The 19,169-nt window shown below is 33.6% G+C and carries 18 protein-coding genes and 1 riboswitch; of the genes, 14 read left to right on the top strand and 4 right to left on the bottom strand.

Annotated elements, in window-relative coordinates; all coding sequences use genetic code 11:
• Positions 1-188 precede the first annotated feature (188 nt).
• From IDG63_RS00305 to IDG63_RS00280, 6 genes are all read left to right on the top strand, one after another.
• Positions 189-836, top strand: a complete 648-nt coding sequence (locus tag IDG63_RS00305) for a DUF805 domain-containing protein (RefSeq protein ID WP_000436818.1) — start codon at positions 189-191, stop codon at positions 834-836.
• A 230-nt stretch (positions 837-1,066) separates the two neighbouring features.
• Positions 1,067-1,966, top strand: a complete 900-nt coding sequence (locus IDG63_RS00300) for an ABC transporter ATP-binding protein (protein ID WP_000524837.1) — start codon at positions 1,067-1,069, stop codon at positions 1,964-1,966.
• Positions 1,959-3,191, top strand: a complete 1,233-nt coding sequence (locus tag IDG63_RS00295; protein ID WP_000548702.1) for an ABC transporter permease — start codon at positions 1,959-1,961, stop codon at positions 3,189-3,191. Before IDG63_RS00300 ends, IDG63_RS00295 begins: the two co-directional genes overlap by 8 nt.
• Positions 3,175-3,360, top strand: a complete 186-nt coding sequence (locus IDG63_RS00290) for a hypothetical protein (RefSeq protein ID WP_001789152.1) — start codon at positions 3,175-3,177, stop codon at positions 3,358-3,360. The genes IDG63_RS00295 and IDG63_RS00290 overlap by 17 nt, the downstream gene beginning before the upstream one ends.
• A gap of 48 nt (positions 3,361-3,408) precedes the next feature.
• Complete coding sequence (locus tag IDG63_RS00285; RefSeq protein ID WP_000966695.1) at positions 3,409-3,735, top strand: YnfA family protein; 327 nt, start codon at positions 3,409-3,411, stop codon at positions 3,733-3,735.
• 29 nt (positions 3,736-3,764) lie between these two features.
• Entirely contained in the window at positions 3,765-4,784 is a 1,020-nt protein-coding gene (locus IDG63_RS00280) for an aldose epimerase family protein (RefSeq protein WP_000634686.1), read from the top strand.
• 235 nt (positions 4,785-5,019) lie between these two features.
• Here IDG63_RS00280 and IDG63_RS00275 read toward each other — a convergent pair whose 3' ends face one another.
• Positions 5,020-5,673, bottom strand: a complete 654-nt coding sequence (locus tag IDG63_RS00275) for an MOSC domain-containing protein (RefSeq protein ID WP_000623452.1) — start codon at positions 5,671-5,673, stop codon at positions 5,020-5,022.
• Between the two features lie 173 nt (positions 5,674-5,846).
• Between IDG63_RS00275 and IDG63_RS00270 the strand changes: the two genes are divergently transcribed.
• Positions 5,847-6,533, top strand: a complete 687-nt coding sequence (locus IDG63_RS00270; RefSeq protein ID WP_000655864.1) for a ribose 5-phosphate isomerase A — start codon at positions 5,847-5,849, stop codon at positions 6,531-6,533.
• A 65-nt stretch (positions 6,534-6,598) separates the two neighbouring features.
• Here the strand turns inward: IDG63_RS00270 and lyrA are convergent, their stop codons facing one another.
• Complete coding sequence (gene lyrA, locus IDG63_RS00265) at positions 6,599-7,858, bottom strand: lysostaphin resistance protein LyrA (RefSeq protein WP_000794445.1); 1,260 nt, start codon at positions 7,856-7,858, stop codon at positions 6,599-6,601.
• A 289-nt stretch (positions 7,859-8,147) separates the two neighbouring features.
• Between lyrA and hutG the strand changes: the two genes are divergently transcribed.
• Complete coding sequence (gene hutG / locus IDG63_RS00260; protein WP_000277962.1) at positions 8,148-9,083, top strand: formimidoylglutamase; 936 nt, start codon at positions 8,148-8,150, stop codon at positions 9,081-9,083.
• Positions 9,084-9,338: 255 nt separating this feature from the next.
• Here hutG and fosB read toward each other — a convergent pair whose 3' ends face one another.
• On the bottom strand, positions 9,339-9,758 hold the full coding sequence (gene fosB / locus IDG63_RS00255) for a FosB/FosD family fosfomycin resistance bacillithiol transferase (RefSeq protein WP_000920237.1): 420 nt from the start codon (positions 9,756-9,758) through the stop codon (positions 9,339-9,341).
• Between the two features lie 481 nt (positions 9,759-10,239).
• Positions 10,240-11,124 carry a LysR family transcriptional regulator gene (locus IDG63_RS00250; RefSeq protein WP_000691832.1) on the bottom strand — a complete coding sequence of 295 codons (885 nt, stop codon included), beginning with the start codon at positions 11,122-11,124 and terminating at the stop codon, positions 10,240-10,242.
• Between the two features lie 159 nt (positions 11,125-11,283).
• Here IDG63_RS00250 and hutU point away from each other — a divergent pair, with 159 nt between their 5' ends.
• The 6 genes from hutU to IDG63_RS00220 all read left to right on the top strand — a co-directional run bounded on the left by hutU (position 11,284) and on the right by IDG63_RS00220 (position 19,167).
• Entirely contained in the window at positions 11,284-12,945 is a 1,662-nt protein-coding gene (gene hutU / locus IDG63_RS00245; RefSeq protein ID WP_001226823.1) for a urocanate hydratase, read from the top strand.
• Positions 12,945-14,183 (top strand): imidazolonepropionase, encoded by a 1,239-nt coding sequence (gene hutI / locus IDG63_RS00240; RefSeq protein WP_000998751.1) that lies wholly within the window; start codon positions 12,945-12,947, stop codon positions 14,181-14,183. The genes hutU and hutI overlap by 1 nt, the downstream gene beginning before the upstream one ends.
• 276 nt (positions 14,184-14,459) lie before the next feature.
• Positions 14,460-15,581, top strand: coding sequence for a M20 peptidase aminoacylase family protein (locus IDG63_RS00235; protein ID WP_000523157.1), 1,122 nt, complete (start codon positions 14,460-14,462; stop codon positions 15,579-15,581).
• A gap of 110 nt (positions 15,582-15,691) precedes the next feature.
• Positions 15,692-16,573, top strand: a complete 882-nt coding sequence (locus IDG63_RS00230; protein WP_000235289.1) for an SDR family oxidoreductase — start codon at positions 15,692-15,694, stop codon at positions 16,571-16,573.
• 486 nt (positions 16,574-17,059) lie between these two features.
• On the top strand, positions 17,060-17,629 hold the full coding sequence (locus IDG63_RS00225; RefSeq protein WP_001185195.1) for a hypothetical protein: 570 nt from the start codon (positions 17,060-17,062) through the stop codon (positions 17,627-17,629).
• Between the two features lie 52 nt (positions 17,630-17,681).
• Positions 17,682-17,777: riboswitch (SAM riboswitch) on the top strand.
• Positions 17,778-17,853: 76 nt separating this feature from the next.
• The gene (locus IDG63_RS00220) at positions 17,854-19,167 is read left to right on the top strand and encodes a Na+/H+ antiporter NhaC family protein (RefSeq protein WP_000451828.1); all 1,314 of its coding nucleotides are present in this window, start codon (positions 17,854-17,856) and stop codon (positions 19,165-19,167) included.
• Positions 19,168-19,169: the final 2 nt, after the last annotated feature.

The raw sequence follows: 19,169 nt of genomic DNA, 5'->3' as shown, positions 1-19,169 counted from the left end.
GACTTTCAAATGAGTCTCCATATAGATGTGTACTTGTAGCGGGTTTTCATTTTACTAGTGATGAAATATAAAGTTCATTTTCCAAAGTGATTGACGATTGAAATGAAGTGGCTTGATAATGAATCTTGTAAATTATAACGGTAACAATAATTAAAAATATAAATATGATTAACGAAAGGGAGATTACAATGGAACAATTACCTCAAGTAGGTTTTATGAAATCATTCGTTTTATTTTGGAAAAATTATGTAAATTTTAAGGGGAGATCAAGACGTAGTGAATATTGGTATATGGCACTATGGCATTTGATACTTATGGTTCCAGCTGTGTGTGTGCTAATAATAAACCTATTTCTATTCTTTATTTCTATAGCGGCAGATAACGAAACATTAATAGTTATGAGTATATTGATGATTATCCTTACATCTGTGTATACTTTTGTCTATAGTTTGGCAACGTTTATTCCAAATTTAGCGTTGTGCGTTCGAAGATTTCACGATATATCAAGAACAATGTTATTTCCAATGATTATGACAGTATTCAGTATTATATTTTATATAGTATTACAGATTATCGATAGTTATTATGACAGTGATTTTACATTAATGCCGATGGGTCTTAATATTTTGTTAGTACTTCTTTATTTTGTTTATTTAGGCCTAACAATTGTTATGATAGTATTCCTATGCTTTGACAGTAAGCCGGCAAATAAATATGGCGAAAGCCCAAAATACCCGTCTACAATTAAAAATCAACCAGTGACATCTGAAACACCGGAAAAAGCGTGTACATCTGAAACACCGAAAACACCGGAAGAAACAGATAATCAATTGTAATGATATAAATATCTCGGCACAATGATGCTGGGATATTTTTTTACAAATAAGGCAATAAAGGCATGGAAAAAACATATCTAGTGCTAATGATACTTAACATGCAAAAATGGCACTATTTAAATTTTTCAATTTCAGAAATTTTAAAAATAAATTCATTTTAAAAATATTGCATTTATAGAGAATGGAAATGTTATATTAAGATAAATACATATTTTTTTAGGAGGCAAAGTATGGGACTTGTAATTGAACATGTTACGAAACGTTTTGGCAAGATGACGGCAGTAAATGATATTTCATTAAAGTTAGAATCAGGCAAAATGTTAGGTTTTCTAGGAAGAAATGGTGCAGGTAAAACAACGACATTTCGTATGATTTTAGGCTTAAGTGAACCAACTGAAGGACACATTACGTATAACGGTAAAAAACTAGATAAAACAATGTACAATCGTATTGGTTATTTACCGGAAGAACGCGGTTTACATGGGAAATTGACAGTTGAAGAAGAATTGAAATATTTGGCAACTTTAAAGGGAATGTCAAAAACAGAAATACAACAGCAAATATCGTATTGGCTTGAGCGCTTTGATATTACTGAAAACCGCAAAAAACGAATTGATAGTCTATCAAAAGGGAATCAACAAAAAATTCAGCTGTTAGCAAGTATGTTACATAAACCAGAATTACTAATATTAGATGAGCCTTTCAGTGGTCTAGACCCAGTTAATGTTGAGTTATTAAAAGAAGCAGTTAAAGACTTAAATGACTGGGGCAGTACAATCGTTTATAGTTCTCACCGTATGGAGCATGTTGAAGAATTATGTGATGATGTTTGTATTTTAGATAAAGGTCAACTTGTTGTTTCTGGTGATATCAATCATGTACGTGCATCTAATGGTAACAAGAAAGTTGTCATTGAATCAGAAACAACACTACCAGATTTAACAAACATTAGAGGCATCATTCATAGTGAAAACATGAAGCAAGGTCTTCAGTTGACGATTGAGAATGAAGAAGTAGCCAAAGATATTTATCAAGTTGTGGCACATCAAGGTTATGTTAAACGATTCCAAGTGGTAGAACCATCATTACAAGATATATTCATTGAGAAGGTTGGTGGCAAGGATGCATAAGTTTTGGGCGACATTTACTTTGACATATATCAAAAAAATTAAAGCTAAATCATTTGTAATTTTTATGATTATTATTGCTGCCTTAATGATTGGCCTATCTAACATTGATAAGATTATTAACATGTTTGATGATGGTCCAGATAAAATTGGTGTAGCAGCACCGAATGAACAAATCTATAAGGTTTTCAAGCAACAGGCGAATACATTTCATAGTGATGCTAAGTTTACTAAAGTTTCTATAGAAGATGCTGAAAAAGAAGTAAAAAAACATAAACTTGATAAAGCTTATATTATCAAGGTGAATCAAAATCGCACGTTACAAGGGACAATCATTAGTGAGAAGCGAGTAAGTCATGAAGATTCACAAAAAGTACAAGCACTGCTTACAGCTATTCAAACAAATATGGTAGCCGGGGAATTAAATATCAACAAAGAAGACTTACAAAAATTACAAGCACAAAGTAAAGTTGATAATAAGGTGATTTCTAATGATGAAGTCGATAAAGTATCAGAAGGACAAAAGATTTTCAACTATGCTTTAGCTTATGGCATTATCTTTCTAATGTTCTTTATTGTTTTAAATTATGCATCTCAAATAGCTATGGAAATTGCTAGTGAGAAAACATCGCGTGTCATTGAAATGATTATTACAAGTATTTCACCAATCCAACATATTTTTGCTAAAATTTTAGGCGTTATAGCAGTTGCCGTGACTCAGATTATTTTAATTGTATTGATGGCAGTTATATGCATTTTTGCCTTTGACTTAAAAGACTTGCTACAAGGTTTTAACGTGGAAATGAATCAATTGTCTTGGCAAATTATTATTGTCGGAATTATAAGTAGTATTGTTGGAATTATGGCGTATGTATTACTTGCAGCCATCCTCGGATCATTAACATCTAGAATAGAAGATTTAAATCAATCTTTGATGCCACTGACATTACTTGGTATGATTGCATTTTATATCGCGATATTCACGATAAATAATCCTGATGGACAACTTGCTTTAATCACAAGTTATATTCCGTTTTTAGCGCCATTTCAATTAGTTGTACGCGCTCAAACTTCAGGGCTTCAAATATATGAGGTCATCTTAAGTTCTTTAATCTCAATTGTAATGGTAGCTGTCTTGATATGGATTGCAATTAAAACATATAAAGATTCAGTACTTACATTTGAACGTGGCTTATTTAATTCAATGAAACGTGTATTTAAAAAATAAAATTGATGAGAGTGACACACATTTATCATATAAAATGATGATGAAAGCGTGTTACTCTTATTTTTTTATATTTAGCTATAGAATAATGTCTAAAAAAGTGTACAATATGAATGTGAAAACGAACTTTTTAAAATGGGAATGTGAAGTAAGAAGAAATGTAAACAAATGATATGTAGCCGATAGATTATTGGTAGCAAATATGTGATGGAGTGATTTCATGTTATATCCGATTTTTATATTTATATTAGCTGGCTTATGTGAAATAGGTGGGGGATACCTGATTTGGCTGTGGCTTAGGGAAGGACAGTCTTCACTTGTTGGGCTAATAGGCGGTGCGATACTCATGTTATATGGTGTCATTGCGACATTTCAATCATTTCCATCATTCGGAAGAGTATATGCAGCATATGGTGGCGTATTTATCATCATGAGTTTGATTTTTGCGATGGTCGTAGATAAACAAATGCCAGATAAATATGATGTTATCGGTGCAATCATTTGTATTGTAGGTGTTTTAGTAATGTTGCTACCCAGCAGAGCTTGAACACTTGTGGTTAGAAGGGAGAAGTAAAAATGATAGTTGAAGTTGAGCACCAAAGACAAGGTGTAGATTTAATCAAAATTGATAATGATGAAACTAAAATTATTTTTACGAATTATGGAGCAAGAGTAGTGTCTTGGAAATATCATGATAATAATATTGTTCTTGGAAATGTTGTTGAAGCGGATGAATTTTATCATAGTAATCCTTTTAAATTTGGTGCTTCTATAGGAAGATATAGCGGTAGAATTGATAATGCTAAATTTAAGTTGAAAGGTAAAGAATATCAGTTAGAAAAAAACAACGGTGAACATCATTTACATGGTGGATGTCATGGTTTGGACAATAAGTTATTTGATTATGAAATTAGAAATGAAATTGCTCAAATTAAAGTTATATTTAAGACGGTGTTGAAATCAGCTGATGATCATTTCCCGGGTGATATCGATGTGACGATTACACATATTTATGATGCGGATCACCAATGGTCGATTGAATACGAAGCAGTTGCATCAGAAGACACATTGTTTAGTCCTACGAATCATGTGTACTTCAATTTGAATCGAGATAATAATGTCGTTGATAATCATCGCATTTCAAGTAATCAATTAGATATGTATGTATTAGATGAGCGAAATATTGTTACAGGTGATATTCTAGATTTACATGAAGTGTTTGAAGATAACAAGTTAAAATTGAGTGATATTTTTACATCACAACATGCGCAATTAAGCCAACAAATGACACGTTTTGGTGGTCTTGATCACCCATTTACAGTTGGTGAACATAAAATGTATGTTGAAAATCATGAATTTATGTTAGAGGTCGATACAGATATGCCTCATGTTGTGTTCTTTACTTTTAACCAGCCTGATGAGTGGGATAGTCCATTTAATATTTATAAACCACATTCTGGCTTTACATTAGAAACACAATTTTTACCAAATGATATTAATTTATATGGTGAAAAAGCACCGTCAATTTTAAAAGCTGGTGAAGTGTTCAATTCGAAAACAAGTTTCCGTATCGAAGAAAAAGTAGAAAATGATTAAAAGTATCGGCATTTATATAATATTTATGTTATTTGGCGGAATTTTGAATAGGTTATCAAGAATCGTATCAAATGAAGTGACATCATTAATATACAGTTTGAAATAAAGAAAATATATAACATAAAAAAGGAATCAATAGCATCAGTGGTTATAGATAAGACTATTATACAAACGATGTGTAAGTTGATTCCTTTTTGTTTTGAAAAGTTCATTTAACACTTATAATGAAAGGTAATTATTTCAATGTTCTGTTATACATTTTTTGAAGTTTATCGCGTCTTGTTGGTGACAGAAATGGATTGTTTAGTGCATATCGTAACATATCTTGATTTTGTCTATCATTATAATAAAGGTCATTAAGCTGTTGTACAGATAAACGATGTTCGATTGGTGCTTCTTGTATTAAGTAAAGCTGATCATTTGGAGATACATAGCCTTGTTTTAATACCCGGAAATAGAAACCTGTTTTACCAGATGTAGACATGCGCTTCACTAAATCAGGAATATTATATTTTGCTTGAATTTTCCAGCATGGTTCTCTAATTTCAGAAACCTCAATTAACGCTTCACCTAAACGATATTGATTACCAAAGTAAACATCAGATTCGTCTAAATAATCAAATGTTAAATTCTCTCCAAACATCGCATGAGTAGGTAGTGTAGGTAAATCATCTTGATACAGTGCATAATTATGCTTACTAAACCCACAAACTGCTTTATGTGGTCCACCATGATCTTTATAAGCCTGTTCATCACCAGTGAAACCAGTTGAAGATAACCATGTTGTTTGTGAAATCTTAGTTTTATCTAAAGCAGAGCGCATCGGTCTTTTCGAGCTATAAGGCAAATCTTGGATTTTTCCTGTCGAAATTGCGTGAATTGATATCATATCATTCTCCTTAACGAGTATTATTTAAAATATATTGTACTATAAAACATTTTTAGAATTGTAAATTCTGATTGATATGTTTAAAAAAATGTTAGAAATAAGGGTATGTTAATTTATACGAGTCATGTAAAATATGAATTGAATAGATTACATAAATATGGGAGGCTACCTTCATGAAAGATGTCAAAGCACTCAAGTTAATGACATTAAATGATGTTTTAAGTCAAATCAATGGTGACATGACGCTGGGAATTGGTACAGGAAGTACAATGGAATTACTCTTACCTCAAATGGCGCAACTAATTAAAGAACGTGGTTACAATATTACAGGTGTATGCACTTCTAATAAAATTGCATTTTTAGCAAAAGAATTAGGTATTAAAATATGTGAAATCAATGATGTTGATCATATCGACTTAGCAATTGATGGTGCTGATGAAGTAGATCCATCTTTAAATATAATTAAAGGTGGCGGTGGTGCGCTGTTCAGAGAGAAAGTTATAGATGAAATGGCATCGCGTTTTGTTGTGGTTGTCGATGAAACGAAAATAGTTCAATACTTAGGTGAGACGTTTAAGTTACCAGTAGAGGTGGATAAATTTAACTGGTATCACATATTACGTAAAATTGAATCATACGCTGATATAAAAGTAGAACGTCGTGTAAACGAAGATGTCGCATTTATAACTGATAATGGCAATTATATTTTAGATTGTAAGTTACCAAAAGGAATTGACCCATATAAGTTCCATGAGTATTTAATTCATCTGACAGGTGTGTTTGAGACAGGATACTTCTTAGATATGGCAGATCAAGTTATTGTAGGCACTCAAGAGGGTGTTAAAATTTTAGAAAAATAATATATAGTATAGAAAAGCGCTTGCTAGCATCATCTTTTTAAGAGGTACTAGCAAGCGCTTTGTTATTATTTGTTTTTATCTGAAGATTGTTCTTCAGTTTTTTCGATATGTTTTTCTGCATCAATTACAACTGATGAACGTCTGTCTTCTTTATAAGTCGCAGGTTCTTTTAATGATTGCTCTATTTCATCTTCATTTGAATCGTTTGTTAAATCGTCACTTTGTGGTGCTTGTTTAACTGATTCTGCTGATTCTACTGACTCCGAAGTGATGTCATGATCTTCATCATGATTAGATTCAGTTTGATTACCTATGTGATGTTGAGGTTCTGTTTTTTCAGTACCTTCATGAATGCTTGGTTCGTCAGCCACTGTATTTTCAGTATCATTTTTAGCAACACCGACCGTTGATGCAGTAGCTACACCTGTTTTTTCAGCATTTTTAATATTTGAAGAAGATTTTTCAGCCTCAGTATGATTAGTTTCTTCATCGTCATTGACATGGTCTAAATAATTATTAGGCTCAAGTTCTTCAAGGTTTCGTCTTGTTGTTAAATATGCAATACCTCGGATAATTAAGCTTAAACCAATGTATCCTACTGCAACGATTGCTGTTGAAATGGCGATGACTTTGATTGAAAATAGATCGCCGATTTCTTCGCTAAACAAGAAAATAAGTCCGAATGTCATTGAAGCATGGAATGTCGTTGCAATATAAATTGTACGTCCTTTAGTCGCTCTAATTAATTCACCAAGAATCATAGAGAATGAGAATGTATAAAGGAAGTTATAAGCAGCAAATTCTGTACCATAAGTTGTATTTGCTGAGAAAACTGAATACATCAAACCAACAACAATACTTGCAAAGAACGTGTTCATTTTCGTTTCAACAATATTTTGTAAGTATGAACGGAATCCGAATTCTACTACGAACGCCATCAGAATATGTCCAATCAGAATGTGTGTAATAGGTACTGATAAGCCTGTTGATTGTAATAAAATAAAGCTATCTGCAAATGTATTAAAGCTGTACATACCAATAATTAGAATAATTAAAGGTAAAATTAAAGCTAGCAATAGACGTTCAATTACTTTCAGGCTGATTGAGAATTTTAAACCTGCAAGTTGGACCTTTTTATATTTGAAAACGAGTATACAAATGATTGCAGCAATTAATGGTGCTAGATCTGTAACTTCAAATATAAAGTGTTTGACACCAATTATAGACTGGAAATCTCTGAGCATAATGGATAACGCCATTGTAATGACAAAGAAGACGAAAATCGTCATTGCCCATTGAAAACCAGAAATTTTATTGTTCTTCATTATATGTAACCTCCATTAGGTAACAAGCAAAATATCTTTTAGTAACAATTATACATATTACAAGCCGAGAGATAAATTGTCTATGTCAATATTAATGAAAATGTAATAGTCTTGACGTATTTTATTAACATAAATCAGCTAAGTATTCGTTATTACATAGAAAATAGGGGTAAAAGTAATGTAGATAAGTATTTTTAAGATACGGATTTAACTATGAATTGAATTCAAAATTTCCTATACGTTATACTTTAATTGTTAATAAGCCACATAAATAAGAGGGGGAAATGCTGTGTACAAGCAAGGTGAACCAAATTTATGGACTGGAAGGTTAGATAGTGAAACAGACCCGAAAAAATTTAGACATTTTCAAACAGTAACATTTGAAGATTTGTCTAAGCTGGAAAAGAGTAGTATGCCATCAGGGGTCGGTATATTAGGCTATGCTGTTGACAAAGGTGTTGCTTTAAACAAGGGGCGCATTGGTGCAAAAGAAGGACCAGATGCGATTAAACAAGCATTTGCAGGTTTGCCGGATTTGAATCAATGTGAAATTTTAGTCGATTACGGAAATGTTTATCATGATCATGAGGAATTAATTGATACTCAAAAAGAATTTGCTATGCTTGCAGCGAAGTCAATTGCTAATCATAGACAAACATTTTTATTAGGTGGTGGACATAGTATTGCGTATGCTCAATATTTAGCAACACGTAAAGTCTATCCAACACAATCTATTGGTGTGATAAATATTGATGCGCATTTTGATACACGTGCTGAACAACAATCTACATCTGGAACGAGCTTTAGACAAATTTTAGAAGAAGATGAAAACACAGATTATTTAGTGCTTGGTATTGCTCAAGGTGGTAATACGCAAAGTTTATTTGATTATGCTAAAGAGAAAAAGATTGATTATGTCTTTGCAGATGAATTATTGAGTCACGTATCACCAACAATTAAAGATATGATTGAACGTTTTGTACATGAACATGATATCATTATGTTTACGATTTGTATGGATGTCATTGATAGTGCGTTTGCGCCTGGGGTAAGTGCGCCGGCAGTGTTAGGTTTGTATCCACATACTGTTCTTGAATTAGCAAAACGTATTATTCCAAGTGATAAGGTGTCTTCAGTTAGTATTGCTGAGATGAATCCAACATATGACGCTGACAATAGAACTGCTAAGCTCGTTGCTAATTTAGTGCATCATTTTTTAAAATAATTAAAAATATTTATATGTGACGAGATTTGCATTGCAGGGCAGAATGTGAGTATTTCTTAATAGAAGTTATATTAACGTTGATATATTTGAAAAATAATTGCAGTAAGATGACTCTTAAGTTGTAGTCATCTTACTGCTTATTTATGTTTGTTGAAATAGCAAAAATAACAACTGTATTGTTTGAAAAGTTCTCTTATTATATAATCATTAATTAAAATTTTAACGGAGTTCAAGAGGCCTTTTTATAATGACGCCTTATTTGTAAAATGTCATATGTGGTTTAGCCTCTTTATAATAATTTAATCTGTCCTCAAGTGTGCCAGTATGTAATTCTAGCTTATGACCATCAGGGTCGGTAAAGTAAATTGATTGTCTATCTCTAATATCTCTAACTCTTCCTTCTAAAATATTCACGTTATTATCTTTTAATCTCTGATGCCAATATTTAAATTCGCTGTCATCTATAGTGAAAGCTATATGTGTATATGAAAAGTGAATTTCATTACGTGGTATATCTTTTTCTTCATTTAAAGCAATCCATAGGCCTGCAAGCTCAAAATAAGCAGTTTTTTTACCAGTAAACAGCAATTTCCCAAGTAAAATATCTCTATAAAAATGTATTGAATCGTTTAAATTTCTGACTGAAAAGCATATATGATTAATAGATTTTAACATCTGCTTCACTTCTTTCTTAGAATTTTTATAATAAATTATTTTTGTATCGATTTTTGAAATGACGTCATTAATTTTTATACGATGATCTGCGCAACTGCATAAGAGGCTCTAATAACTTAAGTTAAAGGCAAAAGGTATACAGTTGACTGCGCAACTGCATAAGAGGCTCTAATTACTTAAGTTAAAGGCAAAAGGTATACAGTTGACTGAGCAACTGCATAAGAGGCTCTAATTACTTAAGTTAAAGGCAAAAGGTATACAGTTGACTACGCAACTGCATAAGGGGCTCTAATAACTTAAGTTAAAGGCGAAAGGTATACAGTTGACTACGCAACTGCATAAGAGGCTCTAATTACTTAAGTTAAAGGCAAAAGGTATACAGTTGACTGAGCAACTGCATAAGAGTCTCTAATAACTTAAGTTAAAGGCGAAAGGTATACAGTTGACTACGCAACTGCATAAGAGGCACTAATAACTTAAGTTAAAGAGCCTCTAAAAGTCCATATAAATAATCTTGGCATTGTTGTACGAATGTATGTACTTGTTCGGAGTGTTTGCGTTTTTTATGGTAATTGATATAAATTTTTCGGCCTAAGTTTGGACGAATTTTTTTATATTCTAAATTAGACGTGTGAAATGATTGGTAATAAAATCTCGGAATGATAGCGTAACCTAAGCCGAGATGAACAAATCCAACTGCTGATTCGAATCGATCTGTTTCTACAACGACATTTGGACGAATATTTCTTCTATTAAAATAGTCATCTAAGTGTTTGCGCACTTGAGAATTTTTGTTTGGTAATATGAGTGGCAAATTTTCAACATCTACCCAATTTTGATTTTTAAATGTTTCCTTGGGTGCTAATAAAATGTAAGATTCCTCATATAAAGGAATGGATCTTATATCTTCGTGGGTTATTTTTTCATTTGTTATAGCTAAATGAATATTAAAATTCAGTAATTGCTCTATAGATTGATGTTTGTCATGTATTTCATATAAACGATATTGCTGTTCAGGGTAGTCGGAATGGTGCTTTTGAATTAAATTCGCAATCCATTGATTCGTAGATTCAAGAGTCCCAATTTTTATCCTTGGTTCTGATGTAACGCTTAAATCATACATTTTTTCCATCGTGGATCGATATTGTTGAACTAATTCGCTCGCATAACGATAAAACTGTATTCCTTTTTCGGTAATCTTGATGTCTTTTGTTGAACGTGTAAATAAGTCATAACCTAAATCTGCTTCCATTTTTTTAATCGTAGCAGTTAAAGATGGCTGGCTAATATGTAAAAATTGTGCAGCTTTAGTAAAACTATTATATTTCACGATAGCCAAGAAGTATTCTAACTGAATAATTTTCATGTGTTTTGCTCCTTTTATTTATAGGTTCAAGCTATGGATAATTAGTTTATTTATATTTGTTGGCTATATTTTAACATACTATAATGAATATTGAAGATAATAATGTAAGCGTTTTAAATTTAGTGGAATTAACTTCTTAAAAGAACAGGAGCGAATTTTATGAGAAAAATTCAAGCAAAAAAAGGTTTGAGTATTGAGTGTAAAGGTTGGGAACAAGAAGCAGTACTTAGAATGTTATACAACAATTTAGACCCAGAAGTTGCTGAAAGACCAGAAGATTTAGTTGTTTATGGTGGTATTGGAAAAGCAGCACGTAATTGGGAAGCTTTTGAAGCAATAGAGAAAACGTTACGAGAATTAGAATCAGATGAGACAATGTTAGTACAATCAGGAAAGCCAGTTGCTGTATTTAAAACACATGAAGAAGCGCCACGTGTATTAATTTCAAATTCAGTATTAGTGCCTGAATGGGCAAACTGGGATCATTTTAATGAATTAGATAAAAAAGGTTTAATCATGTATGGACAGATGACAGCCGGTAGTTGGATATATATTGGTTCTCAAGGTATTGTGCAAGGTACTTATGAGACATTTGCCGAGCTAGGTAATCAACACTTTAATGGAGATTTAGCAGGCACTGTTACACTGACAGCAGGTTTAGGTGGTATGGGTGGTGCGCAACCGTTAGCAATTACTATGAATCATGGGGTAGCAATTTGCGTGGATGTTGATGAAACACGTGTTGATAAGCGAATTGATACGAAATACTGTGATGTTAAAACAGCTGATTTAGATGAAGCATTAAAATTAGCAGAAGAGGCGAAAGAACGTGGAGAAGGATTATCAATCGGGTTAGTTGGAAATGCTGTAGACATCCATCAAGCGATTCTAGAAAAAGGATTTAAAATTGACATTATTACTGACCAAACAAGTGCACATGATCCGCTAAATGGATATGTGCCACAAGGATACTCTGTAGAAGAAGCGAAAGTATTGCGTGAAAAAGATCCGAAAAAATATGTTGAACTGTCACAAGCTTCAATGGCAAAGCATGTTGAATTAATGCTTGAATTCCAAAAACGTGGCGCTGTAGCATTTGATTATGGTAACAATATTCGTCAAGTAGCCTTCAATAACGGAGTGAAAAATGCTTTTGACTTCCCAGGCTTTGTACCAGCTTACATTAGACCATTATTCTGTGAAGGTAAAGGGCCATTCCGCTTTGCTGCGTTGAGTGGTGATCCAAAAGATATCGAGCGTGCGGATGAAGAAATGCGCAAACTTTTCCCAGAAAATGAAAAGTTATTAAGATGGCTTGATTTAGCTGAAGAAAAAATTTCATATCAAGGACTACCATCACGTATTGCTTGGTTAGGCTATGGAGAAAGAGCGAAAATGGGCTTAGCTTTAAATCGTCTTGTACGTGACGGTGAAATTTCAGCACCAATTGTTATTGGACGAGACCATTTAGATGCTGGTTCAGTTGCTAGTCCTAACCGTGAAACAGAAAGTATGAAAGATGGCAGTGACGCGGTTGGTGATTGGGCTGTATTGAATGCACTCATTAACACAGCTGCAGGTGGTTCATGGATTTCATTCCATCACGGTGGCGGTGTTGGCATGGGATATTCACTTCATGCGGGTATGGTTGTTGTAGCAGATGGATCAGAGCGTGCTGAAAGAAGATTGGAACGTGTATTGACGACTGATCCAGGTATGGGTGTTGCCCGACATGTTGATGCTGGCTATGACATCGCTATTCAAACAGCTAAAGAAAAAGGTATTCATATTCCAATGATTGATAAAGCAGGTGATAAATAATGAATGATTTAATAATTAATCACATAGCAGAATTAATTTTACCGAAATCAACAGATAAACCTTTGAAGGGTAAGGAATTAGATGAATTAAATGTTGTGAAAAATGGTACAGTTGTCATTAAAGATGGCAAAATTGTATATGCTGGACAACATACAGATGACTATGATGCGACTGAGACGATAGATGCTAGTGGAAAAGTAGTTTCTCCGGCATTAGTAGATGCTCATACCCATTTAACATTTGGTGGATCTCGAGAACATGAGATGTCATTAAAACGTCAAGGTAAGTCTTACCTTGAAATATTAGAAATGGGTGGTGGCATATTATCTACCGTTAATGCTACTAGAGAAACATCCGAAGATGACTTGTTTAAAAAAGCAGAGCATGATTTGCTTACTATGATTAAACACGGCGTGCTTGCAGTTGAAAGTAAGAGTGGTTATGGATTAGATAGAGAAAATGAACTGAAGCAATTGAAAGTGTCTAATCGTTTAGCTGAGAAATATGATTTAGACATGAAACATACTTTCCTAGGGCCTCATGCTGTACCTAAAGAGGCAAGTTCAAATGAGGCATTTTTAGAAGAAATGATTGCGTTACTTCCGGAAGTAAAACAATATGCAGACTTTGCGGATATTTTCTGTGAAACAGGTGTATTTACAATAGAACAATCGCAACATTATATGCAAAAAGCCAAAGAAGCAGGTTTTAAAGTGAAAATACATGCGGATGAAATTGATCCGTTAGGCGGACTGGAATTAGCAATTGATGAACAAGCAATATCAGCAGACCACTTAGTAGCTTCTAGTGATAAAGGAAAAGAAAAGTTGCGAAATAGTGATACTGTAGCTGTCCTCTTACCTGCAACGACGTTCTATTTAGGTAAAGAAGATTATGCAGATGCAAGAGGCATGCTAGACAATAACGGTGCGATTGCATTAGCAACTGATTATAACCCTGGTAGTAGTGTCACAAACAACTTACAACTTGTTATGGCGATTGCAGCCTTGAAATTAAAGCTATCACCTAATGAAGTTTGGAATGCTGTTACGGTCAATGCTGCTAAAGCAATAGACATTAACGCGGGTACAATTAACACAGGTGATAAGGCTAATTTAGTAATTTGGGATGCACCAAATCATGAATATATTCCATATCATTTTGGTATCAATCACGCAGAAAAAGTTATTAAAGACGGTAAGGTCATCGTAGATAACACATTATCTTTTAAAGCATAAAATAATTAGAAAGCTCTAAGCATTGGTTTAAACTAATGTTTAGAGCTTTTTGTGGTTTGTAAAAACAAGTTTATCCGAGAATACGTTTTTGTATAGGTTCTTAATTATAAAAGTTAGAATAGTTTGACAACAGTGTTACGATATTATTAAACAACTGTCTATCATTAACGAAAGCAATTAACAAGAGTACATTGTTGTGAAATCATCGTTTAATAGTCAAAGATGATCATCGTAGGGTAGACAACATATCATTGACTTAAGGAAGGGGAATGACCGATGGGATTAAAAGATCAAGCTGTTACCTGGAGAAGGTATTTTCATCAATTTCCAGAACTATCCGATAAAGAATTTAAGACAACACAAAAAATTAAAGATATTTTAACAGAACATCATATTAGAATATTAGACTTACCGCTTATGACTGGGCTGGTTGCTGAAGTGGGACAAGGTCTGAGTTGTATAGCTGTTCGGGCTGACATTGATGCTTTACCGATTCAAGAGCTTGTTGAACAGGATTTTAAATCTGAAAATGAAGGTGTTATGCATGCGTGCGGTCATGATATTCACATGGCTAGTATTTTGGCTACGGCTGTAAAATTAAAAGAAATTGAGGGCACTCTTACTGGGCGTGTTAAATTCATTTTTCAACCAGCAGAAGAACTAGGACATGGCGCTTTTAAAATTATTGAAACAGATGCATTAAAAGATGTACAAGCAGTATTGGGTTTTCATAATGACCCATCGCGTTCGGTAGGTACATTTGCAATCAAAACAGGGGCAATTACATCAGCAGTAGATCGCTTTGAGTTTCATATTAAAGGCGTGGGTGGTCATGCTGCAAAGCCAGAACAATGCAACGATCCAGTTATTGTGTTGGCGCAATTGATTAATAGTATTCAATCCATAGTTAGTAGAAATCTATCTGCGTTTGATGAAGCGGTAGTAACAATTGGACAAATATCATGTGGTAATACTTGGAATGTCATTGCTGATCATGCGTATGTACAAGGCACAGTGCGTAGTTTTGATCCTGTGGTACGAAAGCTTGTAGAAACACGATTACAAGATATTGCGGACGGATTGGCTCAAGCATATAATATGAAAATTAATTTAAATTATACACATTTACCTGGCGCTGTGATGAATGATGAGGCATTGACGCATAAAGCAATTGCAGTAGCCCAACATGTTGGATATAAGGTGGAAATGATGGAACAACCGCTTACGATTGGAGAAGATTTTTCAGGTTATAGTCAACATTTTCCAAGTGTATTTGCGTTAATTGGTTCTCATAGTGAATATGATTTACATCACCCTCAATATAAACCGGATGAAAGGATTCTGGAAAAAGTACCTGAGTATTTTGTTGAATTTGTAAAGAGACTATTGCATGAGTAATTCGAGCTTGTTTTTATAAAGAAGAAAGTAATTTTTAGTGTAATCATGATTAAGTTCCTAGGAAGATTGGGTAAATAATAACCATTAAGCGAATAAGGAGATGTTAAAAAATGGCAACTCAAGATCCTAGAACAAAATTTAAAACAACGGAATATGAAAAACAAGAACAAGAGGTACCGGGTTTACAATCTGAAATGACGCCAGCACCTGATTGTGGCGAAACGTCTTACCAAGGTCATCAACGCTTACAAGGCTATAAAATGTTAGTCACAGGTGGTGACTCAGCAATAGGGCGTGCAGCAGCAATTGCGTATGCTAAAGAAGGTGCAGATGTAGCGATTAACTATCTTCCGAGTGAAGAACAAGATGCACAAGAAGTACGCCAAGTAATTGAAGAAAGTGGTCAAAAGGCAGTGTTAATTCCTGGTGATATAAGAGATGAGCAGTTCAACTATGATCTTGTTGAACAAGCATATCAACAATTAGGTGGCTTAGATAATGTTACTTTAGTTGCTGGACATCAACAGTATCATGATGATATTCATGGATTTACAACTGAGGCATTTACAGAAACATTTGAAACGAATGTCTATCCGCTATTTTGGACAGTTCAAAAAGCATTGGAATATTTAAAACCGGGTGCGTCAATTACAACGACATCATCTGTACAAGGTTATAATCCTAGTCCAATTCTTCATGATTATGCCGCTTCAAAAGCAGCAATTATTTCATTAACTAAAAGTTTTTCAGAAGAATTAGGACCAAAAGGAATTAGAGTGAACTGTGTAGCGCCTGGTCCATTCTGGTCACCATTACAAATTTCTGGTGGGCAACCTCAAAGTAAAATCCCAACATTTGGTCAAAAAACACCTTTAGGTCGTGCAGGTCAACCTGTTGAGTTATGTGGAACTTATGTGCTATTAGCGTCAGAAGAATCAAGTTATACAACCGGACAAGTGTTCGGTGTTAGCGGTGGAGTGCAAATAGATTAGGTTTGTATGAAGCTTTTAATTGAACAACATAATATTAATTTAGTTACTTCAATCCATTAAATTAAAATGAATTGGTGAAGTGTATTTTAAATAGTCGGTAAAGGTGTGTATCTTTATCGGCTTATTTTAATACTCTGTCATAAGGAGCGTTTGCTCAGGGTGTGGATTATAAGGTTTAAGCAGAATAAACTTTCTTAATGAGGATGTCAGGACAACAACGAAAAAATTAAAAAATGTTGCGGGATTGGGTTTAGGGACGGTTAGTGGAAGAAAGTTAAATTCATTAACAAGTGAAATGCCTAAGGCTAGATATTAAACGTCAGAACGGACAAAGAATAATAGGATATGTTTTCAATTAAATAGCGAAGTATTTATATGTTAAGATGATGTAAATTACATAGAAACGCTACCCGTAGAAGTACTGATCATAGAAACGCTGATAAACGTAAATTTGCAAACTCGATATTAAACAAAGGGGGTGTTATTATGGCATTAATAGTATCTAGAGCTATATTATTTTTGATTTTAGCATTAGCTTTTGGAATAGCGACTGTTTTTCCTGAACAAAAATTACCATTATATATAGTATTCACATTATTTGTAGCAGTTGCGATCGTTTCGAATGTATGGCTTACACATCAAAACGTTAAAAAGCATATCATTAAGTTTAACAAATACGTCGCATACTTTTTATCCTTTGTCTCAGGGTTACTTTACATTGGATTTGTAATTTATACATTAACTATAGGGAGCTATGATGTTTTACCAATTATTATATTTGCAATAAGTATCGTATTGGTTCAAATATTAGAAAATATACTGGGAATCAGTATAAAAAATACGCGTCCATCAAACAAACAGTTGAAAGTTATTTCTGAACAAAGCGCACAGCAATTTAAAGTCATATCATTAATATTAGTAAGTGTATCTATCGTGTTCATTTTTATTGCATTAATGCTTAAATGGTGGCTTTTACTTGTTATTAGCATTATTGTTTTGATTATTATTACAGTAGCAATGATTATTTATGAAAAATATTATACGACTCCTGATTAATTTATGATTGACGTACTAAGGATTATCTTGTAACGTAAACGTAAATAAGCATCACTTATCTAGAGAGGTGGAGGGACTGGCCCTATGAAGCCTCGGCAACATCTCGAATGTGCCAATTCCAGTAACCGTAATGGTTTGAAGATAAGCAGGTAAAGCACATGAAAACCTCTTTCTTCATCGTTTGTGAGAAAGAGGTATTTTTAATTGGAAAGCAGGTAAAAAGGATGGAAGTACATAAAAAGAGCAATGCTTGGGCATTATTCCCCTTGTTATTATTTGTGGCGTTGTTTTTAGGCGTAGGTATTATCACAGGTGATTTTACTTCAATGCCATTAAATGTTGCAATTACGATAACGGTAATTGTGGCGTTATTAATGAATCGAAAAGAATCATTTGCTAAAAAAGTTGAGGTCTTCACGAAAGGTGCAGGCCATTCAAACATTATTTTAATGATGTTGATTTTTATTTTAGCAGGTGCATTTTCAAATACAGCTGAAAAAATGGGTGGCGTAAAGTCGACAGTTAATTTAGGACTATCATTAATCCCAGAAAATTTAATTATTGTAGGATTGTTTGTGATTTGTATGTTTGTTTCTATATCTATGGGGACGTCAGTAGGGACTGTTGCTGCAATAGCACCTGTTGGTTACGGATTTGCACAAGCGACAGATGTACCAACTGCGCTAGCAATGGCTACAGTTGTTGGAGGTGCAATGTTCGGCGATAATCTATCAATGATTTCAGATACAACAATTGCTGCGGTTAGAACACAACATACGAAAATGAAAGATAAATTCAGAGTAAACTTTAAAATTGTATTGCCAGGTGCTATTTTAACGATTATTATTCTGTATTTCTTAACGAATGGCATTTCTTTAAATCATGCTAAAAACTATGATTATAATCTAATTAAAGTTGTACCGTATATTTTAGTATTGGTATTAGCATTATTAGGTGTAAATGTCATTATCGTATTGATTGGTGGAACATTATTAGCCGGAATCATTGGTCTCATAGATGGTTCATTCGGTTGGATGGGGCTACTAGATGCAGTGTCCAAAGGTATTATAAGCATGGAAGATATTGCTATGATTGCGTTGCTAATTGGTGGTTTAGTCGGTATTATTCAACACAATGGTGGTATTGAATGGTTGTTGCAATTTGTTCGCTCTAAAGTGAAATCAAAGCGTGGCGCAGAATTAGGAATTGCTAGTTTGGTAAGTGTCGCAGATATTGCCACGGCAAACAACACCATCTCTATTATTATGTCAGGTCCTTTAGCTAAAAATATTGCAGATGAATATGATGTAGATTCAAGGAAATCAGCAAGTATTCTTGATATATTTGGAGGCTGCTTCCAAGGTTTATTACCATATAGCCCGCAAGTCATTTCAGCGGCTGGTGTAGCTGGTATTTCACCGTTAATGTTATTCCCATACAGCATTTATCCTATATTATTAGGTGTATGCGGACTTATTGCGATTTTATTTAATTTTCCAAAGCTAAAAAAGAACACTAGTCAAGAAATGAAACATTAATG

This window comes from Staphylococcus sp. EG-SA-14 (genome assembly GCF_017151935.1).
Classification (GTDB): domain Bacteria; phylum Bacillota; class Bacilli; order Staphylococcales; family Staphylococcaceae; genus Staphylococcus; species Staphylococcus aureus.
The sequence above is the reverse complement of the archived record's forward strand: the minus strand, read 5'-3'. Positions and strand labels throughout refer to the sequence as shown.

What these genes read in the sequence shown, in the direction of transcription:
- IDG63_RS00250 (WP_000691832.1), bottom strand. Translation starts at nt 11,124, where the DNA reads ATGAAAATTATTCAGTTAGAATACTTCTTGGCTATCGTGAAATATAAT.
- IDG63_RS00295 (WP_000548702.1), top strand. Translation starts at nt 1,959, where the DNA reads ATGCATAAGTTTTGGGCGACATTTACTTTGACATATATCAAAAAAATT.
- IDG63_RS00270 (WP_000655864.1), top strand. Translation starts at nt 5,847, where the DNA reads ATGAAAGATGTCAAAGCACTCAAGTTAATGACATTAAATGATGTTTTA.
- IDG63_RS00235 (WP_000523157.1), top strand. Translation starts at nt 14,460, where the DNA reads ATGGGATTAAAAGATCAAGCTGTTACCTGGAGAAGGTATTTTCATCAA.
- fosB (WP_000920237.1), bottom strand. Translation starts at nt 9,758, where the DNA reads ATGTTAAAATCTATTAATCATATATGCTTTTCAGTCAGAAATTTAAAC.
- IDG63_RS00305 (WP_000436818.1), top strand. Translation starts at nt 189, where the DNA reads ATGGAACAATTACCTCAAGTAGGTTTTATGAAATCATTCGTTTTATTT.
- IDG63_RS00275 (WP_000623452.1), bottom strand. Translation starts at nt 5,673, where the DNA reads ATGATATCAATTCACGCAATTTCGACAGGAAAAATCCAAGATTTGCCT.
- hutI (WP_000998751.1), top strand. Translation starts at nt 12,945, where the DNA reads ATGAATGATTTAATAATTAATCACATAGCAGAATTAATTTTACCGAAA.
- IDG63_RS00230 (WP_000235289.1), top strand. Translation starts at nt 15,692, where the DNA reads ATGGCAACTCAAGATCCTAGAACAAAATTTAAAACAACGGAATATGAA.
- IDG63_RS00280 (WP_000634686.1), top strand. Translation starts at nt 3,765, where the DNA reads ATGATAGTTGAAGTTGAGCACCAAAGACAAGGTGTAGATTTAATCAAA.
- IDG63_RS00285 (WP_000966695.1), top strand. Translation starts at nt 3,409, where the DNA reads ATGTTATATCCGATTTTTATATTTATATTAGCTGGCTTATGTGAAATA.
- IDG63_RS00300 (WP_000524837.1), top strand. Translation starts at nt 1,067, where the DNA reads ATGGGACTTGTAATTGAACATGTTACGAAACGTTTTGGCAAGATGACG.
- IDG63_RS00220 (WP_000451828.1), top strand. Translation starts at nt 17,854, where the DNA reads ATGGAAGTACATAAAAAGAGCAATGCTTGGGCATTATTCCCCTTGTTA.
- IDG63_RS00225 (WP_001185195.1), top strand. Translation starts at nt 17,060, where the DNA reads ATGGCATTAATAGTATCTAGAGCTATATTATTTTTGATTTTAGCATTA.
- hutU (WP_001226823.1), top strand. Translation starts at nt 11,284, where the DNA reads ATGAGAAAAATTCAAGCAAAAAAAGGTTTGAGTATTGAGTGTAAAGGT.
- lyrA (WP_000794445.1), bottom strand. Translation starts at nt 7,858, where the DNA reads ATGAAGAACAATAAAATTTCTGGTTTTCAATGGGCAATGACGATTTTC.